Source organism: Nocardiopsis sp. KDC1DS13DA1 (genome assembly GCF_055632325.1).
This window is the reverse complement of record NZ_JBVMUY010000031.1, coordinates 157,913-171,558: the sequence shown is the minus strand read 5'-3', so window position 1 is coordinate 171,558 and position 13,646 is coordinate 157,913. Positions and strand designations below refer to the sequence as shown.

Below are 13,646 nucleotides of genomic sequence, written 5' to 3'. Positions count from 1 at the left end.
CCGTCCATCGTCGGGAACGTCACCCGCAGGTCGTCCACCCGGACGACGGGCTCGGCGGACGCGGCGGGGTCGGACGGGGTCTCGCTCATCGGGTGGCCTCTTCGTTCCTCGGGGTCGGGCGGGGCTGGGTACGTGGCGAACGCACGCCCTAGTCGTGGATGCGGACACGGGGGTCGATGAGCGGGTACACCAGGTCCACGACCAGGTTGGCGACCACGATGAAGAACGCCCCGACCAGGGTCACCCCCAAAATCACCGGCAGGTCGCTCTGGGTGATGGCCTGGACCGCGTACCGGCCGATGCCGTTGAGGGAGAAGACCTGTTCGGTCAGGACCGCGCCGCCGAGCACCAGGCCCAGGTCGAGGCCGAAGATCGTGACGATCGGGGTCAGCGTGGGCCGCAGCGCGTGCTTGAGCACCACCCTGCGTTCACTGAGCCCCTTGGCCCGGGCGGTGCGGATGTAGTCCTCGCCCAGGCTCTCCAGCATGCCCGCGCGGGTCTGGCGCGCGTACATGGCCGCGTGCAGGAACGCCAGGGTCAGCCACGGCAGGAACAGGCCGACCGCCCACGCCGCCGGATCCTGGAACAGCGGCACGTAGCGCGGCGTGGGGAACCAGTCCCACGCGTGCACGGGAAAGGCCAGTGCCAGCAGACCGGTGAAGAAGATCGGCAGGGACACTCCGGCGAGCGCGACGCCCATGGCGATCCGGTCGAAGACGCTGCCCTTCCACACGGCCGAGACCACCCCCACGGCGATCCCGCCGACCAGCCAGATCACACCCGCGCCGATCGCCAGGGAGACGGTGACCGGCAGGCGGTGGACGATCTCGGTGAAGACCGGCTGGTAGGTCTGGAAGGAGTAGCCCAGGCACGGCGCCGGGCACTCGACGACGTCCCTGCCGAACTGGTACTCGGCACCGACGAAGATCCCCTTGACGAACTCCCAGAACTGGACGGCGACCGGCCGGTCCAGCCCCAGCCGTTCGATGGTGGCCTGGATCGCCTCCGGGGTGGGGGCGCGGCCGACGTACATGGTGGCCAGCTGTTCGGTGGTGCGGCCCGCCCAGCGGGGCACCACGTAGAAGATGGCGAACGTGACCATCGTGACCACGGCGAGCAACAGGAGACCGGCGCCCAGGCGGCGCAGGATGTAGGTCAGCAAGGCGCGCTCTCTCGACGGGGACGACGACGGGGGCGGCCGCGGCGTGGGTGCGGCCCGGGCCGTGGCGAACGCTCTCGTCGAGGGCGTGCCCACACGCCCACGCTAGCGGAACGTGTTCGACTGATCACGCATGCGCACCGCGGTGCGTCGGCCGTCGGGCACCGCCCGGACTCGCGCCCCCGCACCGGGCACCGTCCACCCGCGCGCACCGCCCGAGGCGGTTCCGTCCGCGCCCGATCCACCGGTCGGCCCCGGGACCGGGACGACGGAACACGCCGTTGCCGTGCTTTCGGGATCCGAGGTGTGACCGCAGGCCGGAGGGGCATGCGAGGAACTAGGGGGTTCCCGTCACTCGGTTGACAAGGGATGAGGAGGTGACGGACGTGGAGTGCTACGACTGCGCCCGCCAGGGACAGGCCGTCTCCGCCGTCGCGGTGTGCATGAGGTGCGGCGCCGGGGTGTGCCTCGAACACGCGCACGAGACCCCGGTGGAGGTCCGCCGGGCCGCGAGTCCGGGCCAGAGTGAGATGCCCGATCCGGCCCGCCACCTCACCTGCCCGGTCTGCTTCCACGCCGAGGGGCTCGACCACGGGCCCTGACCCGGCGTGCCACGGGGCCCTCACCGCGGACGAAGGGGGCGATCATCATGGGCATGGCCGTCGACCTGCAGAACAGGTGTGTCGACGCGGCCTTGGGGCGCGACTACGACCAGATGAGGTCGCTGCTGCACCCGGACTACGTGTTCACGGACGAGGAGGGGGGCCGGTACGACGCCGAGGGGGCCGTCGGCAGGCTGCGGATGTATCTGGAGGCCTTCCCCGACCTGCGGCTCGACATCCACCGGCAGTGGGACCTGGGAGAGGTGGCGCTCATGGAGGCCACCGTCACCGGTACCCACCAGAAGGAGTTCCTGGGCGTGCCCGCCACGGGCCGGAAGGTCGCGGTGGAGCTGTGCAACGTCATCGAGATCCGCGACGGCAGGATCCTGCGCGAGCACGACTACCACGACAACCTGTCGCTCATGCGCCAGCTGGGCGCGCTCTCCGCGGCGGGGTAGTCCGGCGCGCGGTCGGCCGGCCCGGAGCCCGGGTGGTCCGCTGCCCCGGCCGTCACCGGCCGGGGCGGCGGACCCTCCTGGTCACGGGCCCGGGGTCATTCCCTCGTGGTGCCCAACGACATGTAGTCGTACTTCATGAAGGTTGGGGTCAGGAGACGAAAAAGACCAGTTTAGGAAGCATACGGACTTTTCACGGAGTGGAAGGTTCGTGCAGTTCGATGCGCTTGGATGCAGTTCCGTGCACGTTCTTGTTCGGCGCTCGCCCCACAGTTGCCCCACACCGCCCCGACCGTGCCAAGGACGACGCGTCCGGCCCCCGCCCAGTTCGGCATGAGCGTGGGGTGCGCGTGTACGGGGTGGTGACGGTGGTGGACACGGTACGGGGCGAGGAGGTTCCGCCCACACGGCCGCCGCTGGGCGGTGGGGGAATCCCGCTGCCTCCTGTGTAGGTGATCCTGACGGCCGCTCCTGCTCTTCGAGGGCAGGGGCGGCCGTTCGCGTGCAAAGACGAGGGAAGCGTTCCGGGGCACTGATCGGCGCTACGGCAGGGTCGTCCTGTACCCCTCCAGCGCCGCCCGCGCCCGCCTGCACGAGTGGGGGACGACGGAGTGCCTACGAACCGGGCCGCACGTACTCGGCGCGCACAGCGTAGATGGCGGCCTCGGTGCGCGAGTGGACCTGGAGCTTCTCCAGGATGTTGCGCACGTGGTTCTTCACGGTGTTCTCCGTGATGAAGAGCCGCTCGCCGATCTCCCGGTTGTTGAGCGAGTGCGCCAGCAGCTTGAGCACCTCGGTCTCCCTCGGGGTCAACTGCGGCAGTGCCGGGACGGCGCCGTGCGAATCAGCCTCCTGTTTGGCGAGCTCGGCGAACTCCCCGATCAGCTTGGTGGCCATCGCCCGGTCCACGAAGGACCGGCCCGAAGCGATACCGCGCACCGCCCGGGGGATCTCGGTCACCGAGATCTCCTTGCGCAGATACCCGGTCGCGCCCGCCTTGAGCGCGTCGAACAGGTCGGTCTCCTCGTCGCTCATCGTGAGCATGACGAACTTGACCTGTGGCAGGGTCTCGCGGATGCGCGAGCAGGCGTCGATCCCGGACACCTGCGGCATGCGCACGTCCATGATGATGACGTCGGGCCGGTGCTCGGCGGCCAGGCGCACCGCCTCCTCCCCGTCACCGGCCTCGCTGACGACGTTGATGTCGGCCTCGTCGTCGATGACCGAGACCAGGCCGCGGCGGAAGAGGGCGTGGTCGTCCACGACGAGGACGCGGATGGGGGTGGTGGGTGCGAGTGGTGCTTGCGGGGTCCGGGTGGGGGCCGGGGGGGTCGGGGGGTGCGGACTCACGGCGACGGCCTTCCTTGCGCGTGACAGGCGGGAGGTTCCACGGCCCCGTCCTTGTGGCTGGGCGGTGGGGGTTCGCACCGCCTCAGGAGGGGACTTTCCACTTTAGGCAGGCTTCCCTCGCTCTACGGCGGAATCGAATGAACCTACCTGGCGGTACCCCGACCATGCCGCCAGAAAACGGGCACAACGGCCGGGGCCTGCCGATAGAGAATTCGGAGTTTAGGTCCGCCCGAAACGACGACCCTGCCCGGCCGCGCAGGCAGGGGCAGAGCACGGACGTCCTACTTCCCAGGGCATCCGAACGGATTCCCGCACTCCATCGCGTCCGGCTGGTTGAGGTAGTTGCAGTAGAAGCAGGTCCACCCCTTGGCGTCCTGGACGATCAGCTGTGGCCTCAACCTGAGGAAAGAGAAGCGCCGCATGGGAAATCCTCCGTGATTTGGTGTCTTGGCCATTGTGAACGGTCCGCTCGTCGTGGGTGGCATCCCACATCAAAGGGGTCCGTGCACCCGACCTTCGGACCCAGGGTGCGATCCGCGCAGGCAAAGACCCGAAGAACCCTCCACCGAATCCGATCCCCTGCGGCCCCGACAGCGACATCTGTAGGCCCGGCGGTCCGCCGAGCTGGTGCAACCCACGAAGGTGATCATGGACGAACAGATCACGATGCTGATCGCCCCCACACAGGAACCATCGGTCTGAGCGAGGCCGTCACGGACGGGTACGGGGGTGCGAGCATGTGACGGGCCGCTGAGCCTGTCCGGTTTCGGTCACGGGTCCAGCGCACTGGAGCGGTTATCCTGGAGGATGTTGACATAGAACCGACCCCCGCCAACTCGCCTGGCGGGGGTCGGTTCTGGTCTGTTCCTACAGCTACTTCGCGAGGGTTCCCAGGAGTGCAACCCACTCCCCGGAATCGAACGCGAGGTGACCCAGCTCGCGGTTCTGCGTAGAGCGGACTGCGGCGTGGTCAGCCATTAGCCGCGCCTCCACCCAGTTACCGCCTGTTCCGTTGCTGTAGCTGGACTTGTCCCTGCCTTCGGTCATCATGCGATCATGCCTCGAATCCCTTCCATCCTGACGCGGGACTCAGGAACCGGCAGCGCAGCGGTCCTACTGAGTTTTTCGTTAGTTCTTCGGGCATGAAGGGCTCAGCCGTGCGAGCATCACGGCATGCCCCTCACACTCGAGTCCCCTGCTTTTGAGGAAGCCGTCCCGCCGCTGACCCGCCCGCAGTTGGCCGAGGCCCGGCGTATGCGCGCAGCCGAGCTCTTCAGCCAAGGCGACCATTCCCAGGCCGAGATCGCCCGGTGGGTGGCGCACGAGTGGCCACGCATCAACAGGGGGCGCTGAAGAATCGGGCGTGGATCGTTTTCTTCGACGAATCGGGCATCTCGCTGCTGCCCCAGGTGCGCCGTACCTACGCACCCCGCGGCCGCACCCTGACCCACCGTTTGAACTGGAAACGCGCCTCGATGGCCGCCGCGCTGGGATACCACGACGCCGGGACTGAGCGCGGGGCCCGGTTGTGCTTCGACCTGCGCCCGGGCAGCTACGACACCGACGCGCTGATCGCGGTACTCGAACAGCTCAAACGCCTCTACGAGCGCGAGCGGGTGGTGCTGGTCTGGGACGGGTTGAGCGAGTGCTGGAGCCGGGCGATGCGCGCTTGGGTGGCAGACCAGGACTGGCTCACCCTGGAACGTCTGCCCGCTTATGCCCCCGAGCTCAACCGCGTGGAGATGCTGTGGTCGGCCATCAAGGCGCGGGAGTTGGCCAACGTGGCCGGTGACCACCTGGCCGACGTCGCCGACGCGGCAGAACGAGGCATCAACCGGGTCTGCGCGGACGAGCAGCTCGCGTGGTCCTTCCTGGTCCACACCGGCCTGGAGATCCACCTCCCGCACCCGAAGAACTAACGAACAACTCAGCAATAGAGCAAGAACTGCTGCGAGCCTCTTTCTGCATACCAGCATCTAAAAACCTGGTGACGGTACGCGAAATCGATCGATCTCTTTAGCGACCTCATCTGGTGACGTGCGCAACGCGGAATTGATGAACTTTTCTCCACGATCTATTTCTCTGACGTACCGAATATTCTGCCACATCGGCTCTGGGTCAGGCAGGCCTGGCTGAATCCAATGGAGAGAGAAGCGCTCATTGATATGCTTATTTACTTTGTTCATATGATTCATTGCGGCATGGAAATCAGCAAAAAATTCTGGACCCACAACTAGATAGCTTGGGACAAAATGAACGGTCATTGAATCGGCGTTCACCTTGTCCGTTTTGCCAGAAATTCCACTGCGTTCCTCCAACACCTCGACATTGAGTATAAACGCACTAAGATGGTCAGCGCTCTCAGGGGTGCGAATAGTCACCTTCGCCTCGCCGGCGTACTGATCTTTGCGTTTTTCTGAATGGAAGTCGACCGTGACATCGACGCGCACGGTCCCTGGCCTCTCATTCAGAAACATCCGTTCTCCGGCGTCGATCCTCGCGTCACTCTCGAAGAGGTCCTCGTCGACCGCACTGGTGCGCCTGCTTTGGAAGCAGTCATAGACGTTGGTGTCGATGGTCAGCGATCTTGATACTCGCCCCGTTGGAAATGGAGTGAGGCCTTCTTCGTCAGTGCCGGGGGAGGAGAACTCGCAGAGCGTCAACGTGCGTCCAGAGATCCATAGCTGGTAGCCGAGCTGAACACGAGAATAATCAGCACGACGGGCCATACGAAAGCTGAAGGTCTTCTCGACACGCTGGTGATATCTTTGGGACGTATAGGTCTTGTTCCTATTGGGTGAGAACATCTTCAAGCGCCCCAAGTCGACCTGTTCCTCTTGAGGCGCTTGGATTAGATTGGACATTTGCCGAAAACGGGCGTCGGGCAGGTTGACAAAATCGGATTTGGTCGGCAGGTGACTGAGTCTTTCAAACAAGTCACGAAGTTTGGACAGGCGCCCAATTCCCGACGCACGGATCACTTGGTCGACGAGTTGCGCCTGTAGTTTCCTCGCGGCTTCCAATGCCGCAGGATAGTCCTTGGCACTGGGCCAGGAAATACTACTTTCTCCGAATTTTGTGACATCTGTTCGCTGCTCGAAATCGCGCCAGTCGAAGCGGAAGGCAGCAACGCCAGTTACCGGATCAATCGCACCGACAGGGATGGAATCAGCTGGGCCTTGTGCATATGTTGGATTCATCAACGTATGGCCATCATTGAGACCAGGCTCGGGATGCACAATCAGGATTGATTGACGCCACGTTTCAGTGAAGATACGCAGCTTTTCACTGATATCGATAAAACTTTCACGACCGTGCCCGGTGGACCGGAACGCTGGTTCGAGTGCAGTGGCCGCTGCCACCCGCTCAGAGAGGGCGTAGAACAGGGTTCCAATGTAGTGACCCGGATCCCAGATATCACTCTGAAGCTCCTGATTCGGGTCTCGGTACGCGACCGGCGCACCGTCCGCCCTGGTCATAAATGGCGTGATGGCAGCATCGATCCAGTGCCCAACCCCCGGAGAATATTCGTACATACGACGAATAAAGGCAATTTCTCCTGATATGGGATCAAGCATCTCAAGGATCGCTTCATCGAGGAGTTCGATCGTACCATCTAGATCTTCCAAATTACTTCGGCTTCGGGAACGCCCAACATCCGCTCGGGCCCTGCGGGCAGCATCTACCACTCTGTTCAACTCACTCCCCTTCAGTTTCAACTTTTTCATCTCATCTTTGACTTTTCTTTCGTATAGCTGTTCGACGTGTATAGCCATTCCCTTAATAGTTTCCTCAATGGGAGTCTCTTGGGTGCCGAATACTCCGAGCTCCTTAAGAAGGTCGGAGACTGTATTGTATGCTCCCACGATGGCGTAAGCAGTGGAAATAGTTTTCGCTATGCCACCAATGGCACTATAGAGAGCCCGAACTTGCCTCCCATCGAACTTTAGGAACAGCAAACCTTCCCGCAAGGGATCGAACTCTTTGTCATCCGGGGATCCCCCGCTCATTAGCTCGTGTCCGATCAAACCCACCCTGTCGGCTTCGAAGAACACATCGCCCGGCGTGTACGAGACGATCTCGTCGGTTGACTGGCTTGCCCGCTTCAACTGATACCTCCAAGGACATGCGTGCTCGACACCAGCTTCAGTCGAGCGTGAACAGAGGGAGGACATCTGGATTCGTACCCGACCAGGGCTGTTTCATTCCCGGGGCACGGTAATGCCCGTGCTGCTGATCTTTGACATGGGGTTGACCGTTAAGGGACTCTGCCGTGTTAAAGGGCATGGAGGTACCCCGAACCCGAAGACTCCCGCTGAACTCCGCTAACGACGCATGCTCGGCGCCCATGTTCGAGGGCGGCAACTACTCTCTAGCCGAAATGTCCGCACCTTCGGCGTGATCCGCCAAGCCGTCCACACCTGGCACACCAAGTGGAAGACTGATGGCCCCAAGCTGTCGTTCTCGGCCGGCGTGACCCAGTTGCGCAGCATTTCGTGATTGACGCCCAACTGGTCGGCGAAACAGGAGATCCCCATATCTCCAGTGGTCGTGTCCCTGCGCGCTCCGACCGCCGTACACGCGGATACGGGCCGGGAAGTCACCCAGCGGCAGCTGAGGACGGGGCGACGGAGAAGGCACCCCGGGCAGCGGGTCAAGCAACACAGCCCTTCCGTTCAGGGACATGACGGACCAGGATTCCCGCTGCCTTCGCACGGCGCACCATGTCCGCAGTACCGCGCCCTCCAGGGAACGCCAGACACAGGTCCGCCCCAGCCTCAGCCATCTCCTGGTTACGGATCGGCCCGGCCGCCCGCCCATGAGTACGCCAGTCTGCGGGGTGGGGTTCGATCATCCATCCGGCTCGGGTGGCCACGGACGCGGCCAGCCGGTCAGCGCCCGGGGCGTCGCCGTGCACGAGGATGATGTGCTCACCGGGGGCGGCCTGGAGTGCGGCGGTGCCCCGGTCGTTGAAGGTCCGGCCGCCGGTGACGATGATCTTAATGGGCATCAGAAGGCCCTCTTGTGCTCGGTGATCTCGGCGCGGACGGTGGCGCGTACCTGACGCTTCTCGACACGGCGAGCGGCGCGGCGGCGGCCGCCCCGAAGCCGAGGTGACGCGTCACAGCATGGGCACACGCTGCGGTGGCGGAGTCGGGTCGGGTCGGGTGTGGGAGAGCATGCGGGCAAGGTTCATCAGGGGTTCCGTTCACGGGGGTGAGGGATCTACGTGCCGGGTGGTGGCGTTCACACGATCAGCATCTCCTGGCGGGGCCCGGCGGGGATGATCGGCCACCGGCCGCCCACCACTGCGTGCGGGTCGCACTTCTCCCCCGCCTTGTCAGGGGTGCGTAGGTAGGACTGGAACGACGTGCGCTGCTCGGCCCACCACCCCACCTGGGCGTCGTGCAGCTCTTGGGGTATGGCGGCGCAGCACCGGGCGGGTCACCACGGCCGCGGCCACGTACAGGGACATGCGGCAGTCGTAGGCGGCCCCGTGCGCCTGGTCCTCGTCCCACACCACGACCGGCCAGATGGGGGTGACCAACTGTTCCACGCAGGTACGCAACGCGTGCGCGCCCTGGGTATCAGACACCCGGTGCCGGTACGGGTCGATCTTCTTCGACAGCACGAGCGCGTCCAGCACCGGCCGGATGCGGGCACCCACCAGGTCCTCCCAGCCGTTCCTGAGGTGGCGGCATTGGCGGTCGACCACGGTCAGGTCGTAGGAGAGGTTGTGCACGCCCAAGGGGCGGCCGGAGGTCACGCACGCGGTGATGTGGACAACGATGTCGGCCACTGCTCGGGGGGCAGGGATGCCCTCGGCCTGTACTCGGGCTGTGGTGTAACCGTGGATGGCGGCGGCCTCGCCAGGGATCTCCACGCCGGGGTTCACGATCTGCTCGACGTCGACCGGGTTCGGGTCGGTATGAACGAACGCGTACTCAACGATGCGTGCGGTCTCGGGGTCCTTGTCGGTGGTTTCCAGGTCGAACCCGGTCATGGGGATCATCGCGGCGGGTCCTGTCGCCGTTCGAGCTGCTCATTGCAGCCGAGCGCATCGCTCTTCCCACGGGGCGCGGTGAGGACTTCACGATGATGGTGGCCCTTGGGTACACCGGTCTGCGCTGGTCCGAGATGATCGCCGCGATCCCGCCGTCCGGAGACGAGCTGAAGGTGGACCGACAGCTGTACGGCGGCGGCAGACACTTCTGCTGCAAGCCACCCGGGTACGGGAGCCCGCGCGATATCGGTCTTCCCCCGTTCCTGGTGGCGTTGCTGCGCGACCTGCCGGCCCCTGTCCCGGGGCGGGTGGGTGCCGTTGCGGTGCGGGCTTGGAGGACCGGTACCGGCACCGGTCCGGAGACACCCGGTTCACGTCGCGGCACCGGTACCACCGGGTGAACCATGCGTTCGCGACGTCGTACTTTCCGCCCGCGTTGCGGGGTCGTGGTGAACGGCAGATTCACCCGGTGTACCGGAAGGGCGGGGATGTGTTCGGTACGCCGACACGGCAGTCCGGACGGACGGATCCGGACAGTTCCGTTGAGGGACGGACGGTGGTGGCGTGCCGGGCGCCGTTGCGTGCGGAGGCGACACCGCATCTGCTCCGGCATTCCCACCGGTCGTGGTTGGACGGGATCGGCGTGCCGTCGGTGTTGGCGGAGGAGCGTACGGGGCACCTGGACACGACGATTCCGGGTACCTACAAGCACCCCGCGGAGAAGGACCGGAAGCGACTGAGGGAGGACTTGGAGGAGCTGTGGGAGGAGGCGTTGGGTGAGCGGTCGCGGTGGTCTGGGGGTCGCTCGTGGGGCCTCTGGACAAGGCGTTGAAGGAACACGGGGCGGGCCGGTAGCACCCTGGTTCTGCCCCATGGTCGGCCCACAAGGGGCAGAGAGGTACTACCGGCCCGCGCTGCACCAGGTTCTGCCTGCTGTTTTCTACTCCCTGGTCGTTCCGAGCGACATGTAGTCGTACATCGAGTAGCCCGCGTGGTAGTACACGTTGGTCAGGTTCGGCGGCCGGTACAGCACCGTCCGCTCGAACACCACCGGCAGGATCGCGGCCTGCTCCATCGCCCGCTCGTCGATCTGGCGGTAGATCTCGGCGCGCTCATCGGGGTCCTCGATCGTGACGACCTCCTCGAACCACGCGTTGATCTGCGGGTCGTCGAGCTCGGAGATGTTGGCGTTGCCCGCGTCCCGGATGGCGTTTCCGTCCAGGATCTTGCTCATGAACCCGTATCCGCTGGCCCAGTCCGGAGCCCAGCCGTAGACGGTCAGCCCCAGGTCGTTGGCGTGCACGAAGTCCGGCGAGCCCGCCTGGGTGTTGGTGTAGGTGTCCGACGGGTACTGCTTGATCTCCGCGTCGATGCCCACCCGCGCCAGGGACTGCTGCAGCGCCTCGGCGGTGGCCACGTCCGAGGGCCGGTCGGCGCGGGCGCCGATGGCGGTCGAGAAGCCGTCGGGCTGGCCGCACTCCTCCAGCTTCTGCCGTGCCATGTCCAGGTCGCCCTGGTCGTTCTCGGACGGGTAGAGGTTCATCTCGGGGTCCGCTCCCGGCAGGGCGGCGGGCATGATCTGGGTGGCGATGTCGCCTCCGGTGTCGCCGCCCCAGGCGCGCTGCAGGGAGTCGTGGTCGGCGGCGTAGAGCACCGCCTGGCGGCAGGCCAGGTCGTCGAGCGGCTCGACGACGGTGTTGACGTTGACGTAGCGCAGGGTGTTGGTCTGCGGGTTGTCGAGGTTGGCGCGCTCGGCGTCGTCCGTGATGAGCGTGCCCTTCATCGCGGGACCGACCCCGGTCCCGGCCAGGTCGACGTCGAGCTCGCCGTTGACGAGGCGCTGGTCGATCTCGTTCTGGTCGACCCCGATCTGCACGTCGATCCGGTCGGGCAGGGCCCGGCGGGTCGGGTCGGTGGCGGCCTCCCACTCCTCGTTGCGGACCAGGTTGAGGGAGACGCCCGGGCGGTAGTCGCCGTCGAACTTGTACGGGCCCGAGGAGACGACCCGGGTCTGGTACTGCTCGCCGCGGTCGGCGTCCGGCGGGACCGGCGCCGTCTGCGGCTGGATGAGCACGTACGGGAACTCCGAGAAGCTCTGGTTGAGGTGGAAGACGAGGGTGTGGTCGTCGGGGGTCTCGATACCGTCGAAGCCCTCCAGCGGGTCGCCGTCGCCCGCGTACGGGCCCTCGTAGTCCTCACTGTCGGCCAGCAGGCCCTGGAAGTACTTGGGGCCGTTGGGCAGGGCCTGGTCGCCGAAGTTGCTGCGCGCGATCGCGTACTTGATGTCGCGGGCGGTGATCTCCGTGCCGTCCTCGTACCTGAGGCCCGGTTTGATGCGCACGGTCCACTCGGTGGCGTCCTCGTTGGGCTCGGGCATCGCCTCGGCCAGGTCAGGCTGGAGCTGGGTGCCCTCCTCTCCCGGGGCCTCGGTGTAGGTGAGCAGGGTGCGTGCGTAGTAGCGGGAGAAGTTCCAGCTGAACGCGTAGTAGGTGTTGCCCGGGTCGGGCGAGTCGAAGTCGGAGGAGATGGCGTAGCGCAGGGTCCCGCCGGTGGCGTCCGAGGGGTTGACGATACTGGTCTCGCCCGCGTTGAACTCGGCGCCGGACACCTGGCCCCCGCCGCCGCCTCCGTCGCCGCCGCACGCGGCCAGCAGCAGCGCCGCCGCCGTTGCGACGGCCGCGGGCGCGATCGCCCGTCGGCGGCGCCTCCGGTGCGGTGTCGCGGTCCTTGTGTGGTGGGTGGTCACCTTGCCTCCTGGTCGGTTGCCTGTCGGGCCCGCCGTGAACGGGGCCCGGGGTCGGGAGCGTGGGGCTGCCGGGGCCGGGGCCCGTCAGTCGGAGGAGCGGGGGTCGAAGGCGTCGCGCAGGCCGTCGCCGAAGAGGTTGAAGGCCAGGACGGTGATGAAGATGGCCAGGCCAGGCACGATGACGAAGTGCGGCGAGGTGGTGTAGAAGCGCAGGGCGTTGTCGAGCATCCCGCCCCAGGTGGGCATGGGCGGGTTGATGCCCACGCCCAGGAAGCTCAGGGCGGCCTCGAAGAGGATGTTGGTGGGGATGAGCAGGGTGGAGTAGACGAGGATGGGGGTGACGAGGTTGGGCAGGATCTCGCGGAAGACGATGTGGGCGCTGCCCGCTCCCAGGCTCCGGGAGGCCTCCACGAACTCCCGTTCCTTCAGTGTGAGGGTCTGGCCGCGGACGATGCGGCCGATGTAGGGCCAGTTGAAGAACCCGATGATGAACACCAGGACGCCGATGCGCAGATCGTTCCCGGTCAGCCCGAAGGCGCCGTCGGGGATGACGCCGACCAGGGCGATGGCGAAGAGCAGCAGGGGGAAGGCCAGGAAGATGTCCATGGCCCGGCTGATGACGGTGTCGACCCAACCGCCGAAGTACCCAGCGGTGATGCCGAGGACGGTGCCGATGACGACGCACAGCGCGGTCGCGACCGTGGCGACGAGCAGCGAGGTCCGCGCCCCGTAGACGATGCGGCTGAACAGGTCGCGGCCGTTGACGGGCTCGACGCCGAGCAGGTGGTCGGGGCTGATGCCGCCCCAGGGGTCGAGGCCGAGCTCGGGGCGTTCGGGGTCGAGCAGGACGCCGCCCGTGAGGGGGTCGACCAGGCTCTGGTTGAACTGGTTGGGCGGGTACCCGAACCAGGCGGTGAGCAGGGGGGCGAACAGGGCGACGAGGATGAGCACGACGACGGTGACCCCGCCCGCCATACCGGCCTTGTCCTTCCGGAAGCGCCGCCAGGCGATCTGGCGCAGCGATCTGCTCGCGGTGTCGGTCCCCCTGGCGACGACCTCCTCGGGTTCGGCGTGCTGGGACGACTCCGGCGCGTCCAAGGGCGCGGCCATGCCCACCTTGCTCTCTTTACGTGGTCGATTGACTACGCACAGATTGCCCGAGGCCCGCACGGATTTTCCAGTGGCCGCGCCGATCGGGGCACCGGGGTGGGCGGCGCGCCGCGCGGGGCTCGGCGCACGGCACTCCACCAGCCACCTTTACATCGTAGATTCATTCTTTCGGGCACCGGCGCCCTCAGGTCGGGGCCACCGGGTGCCGCTCCGCCGGGCG

Annotated in this window: 14 protein-coding genes; 5 read left to right on the top strand and 9 right to left on the bottom strand. The window is 66.0% G+C overall.

Going from position 1 to position 13,646, the window contains the following annotated elements; genetic code table 11:
- Positions 1–148 precede the first annotated feature (148 nt).
- The gene (locus ACTVAJ_RS21065; protein WP_470389932.1) at positions 149–1,162 is read right to left on the bottom strand and encodes an ABC transporter permease; all 1,014 of its coding nucleotides are present in this window, start codon (positions 1,160–1,162) and stop codon (positions 149–151) included.
- 374 nt (positions 1,163–1,536) lie between these two features.
- Between ACTVAJ_RS21065 and ACTVAJ_RS21060 the strand changes: the two genes are divergently transcribed.
- Together ACTVAJ_RS21060 and ACTVAJ_RS21055 are read left to right on the top strand one after the other, a co-directional pair.
- A complete protein-coding gene (locus ACTVAJ_RS21060; protein ID WP_470389931.1) occupies positions 1,537–1,761 on the top strand; it encodes a DUF2180 family protein in 225 nt (74 codons plus the stop codon).
- Between the two features lie 53 nt (positions 1,762–1,814).
- The gene (locus ACTVAJ_RS21055; RefSeq protein ID WP_470389930.1) at positions 1,815–2,219 is read left to right on the top strand and encodes an ester cyclase; all 405 of its coding nucleotides are present in this window, start codon (positions 1,815–1,817) and stop codon (positions 2,217–2,219) included.
- 612 nt (positions 2,220–2,831) lie between these two features.
- Here ACTVAJ_RS21055 and ACTVAJ_RS21050 read toward each other — a convergent pair.
- The 3 genes from ACTVAJ_RS21050 to ACTVAJ_RS21040 form a co-directional block, all read right to left on the bottom strand.
- Entirely contained in the window at positions 2,832–3,566 is a 735-nt protein-coding gene (locus ACTVAJ_RS21050; protein WP_470389929.1) for a response regulator, read from the bottom strand.
- Between the two features lie 281 nt (positions 3,567–3,847).
- A complete protein-coding gene (locus ACTVAJ_RS21045) occupies positions 3,848–3,988 on the bottom strand; it encodes a hypothetical protein (protein WP_470389928.1) in 141 nt (46 codons plus the stop codon).
- Between the two features lie 451 nt (positions 3,989–4,439).
- The gene (locus ACTVAJ_RS21040) at positions 4,440–4,613 is read right to left on the bottom strand and encodes a DUF397 domain-containing protein (RefSeq protein ID WP_470389936.1); all 174 of its coding nucleotides are present in this window, start codon (positions 4,611–4,613) and stop codon (positions 4,440–4,442) included.
- 126 nt (positions 4,614–4,739) lie between these two features.
- On the opposite strand from ACTVAJ_RS21040, the gene ACTVAJ_RS21035 reads away from it, so the two are divergent.
- Together ACTVAJ_RS21035 and ACTVAJ_RS21030 are read left to right on the top strand one after the other, a co-directional pair.
- A complete protein-coding gene (locus tag ACTVAJ_RS21035; protein WP_470389927.1) occupies positions 4,740–4,919 on the top strand; it encodes a hypothetical protein in 180 nt (59 codons plus the stop codon).
- Positions 4,892–5,485, top strand: a complete 594-nt coding sequence (locus ACTVAJ_RS21030; RefSeq protein ID WP_470389926.1) for a transposase — start codon at positions 4,892–4,894, stop codon at positions 5,483–5,485. The genes ACTVAJ_RS21035 and ACTVAJ_RS21030 overlap by 28 nt, the downstream gene beginning before the upstream one ends.
- A 57-nt stretch (positions 5,486–5,542) precedes the next feature.
- Here the strand turns inward: ACTVAJ_RS21030 and ACTVAJ_RS21025 are convergent, their stop codons facing one another.
- The 3 genes from ACTVAJ_RS21025 to ACTVAJ_RS21015 form a co-directional block, all read right to left on the bottom strand.
- A complete protein-coding gene (locus tag ACTVAJ_RS21025; RefSeq protein WP_470389925.1) occupies positions 5,543–7,675 on the bottom strand; it encodes a hypothetical protein in 2,133 nt (710 codons plus the stop codon).
- Positions 7,676–8,220: 545 nt separating this feature from the next.
- Entirely contained in the window at positions 8,221–8,577 is a 357-nt protein-coding gene (locus ACTVAJ_RS21020) for a DUF2493 domain-containing protein (protein ID WP_470389924.1), read from the bottom strand.
- Between the two features lie 330 nt (positions 8,578–8,907).
- The gene (locus tag ACTVAJ_RS21015) at positions 8,908–9,579 is read right to left on the bottom strand and encodes an exonuclease domain-containing protein (protein ID WP_470389923.1); all 672 of its coding nucleotides are present in this window, start codon (positions 9,577–9,579) and stop codon (positions 8,908–8,910) included.
- An 83-nt stretch (positions 9,580–9,662) separates the two neighbouring features.
- Between ACTVAJ_RS21015 and ACTVAJ_RS21010 the strand changes: the two genes are divergently transcribed.
- Complete coding sequence (locus ACTVAJ_RS21010) at positions 9,663–9,971, top strand: hypothetical protein (protein ID WP_470389922.1); 309 nt, start codon at positions 9,663–9,665, stop codon at positions 9,969–9,971.
- 539 nt (positions 9,972–10,510) lie between these two features.
- Here the strand turns inward: ACTVAJ_RS21010 and ACTVAJ_RS21005 are convergent.
- Positions 10,511–12,316 (bottom strand): ABC transporter substrate-binding protein, encoded by a 1,806-nt coding sequence (locus tag ACTVAJ_RS21005; RefSeq protein ID WP_470389921.1) that lies wholly within the window; start codon positions 12,314–12,316, stop codon positions 10,511–10,513.
- A gap of 84 nt (positions 12,317–12,400) precedes the next feature.
- Positions 12,401–13,426, bottom strand: coding sequence for an ABC transporter permease (locus ACTVAJ_RS21000; RefSeq protein WP_470389920.1), 1,026 nt, complete (start codon positions 13,424–13,426; stop codon positions 12,401–12,403).
- Between the last annotated feature and the right edge of the window lie 220 nt (positions 13,427–13,646).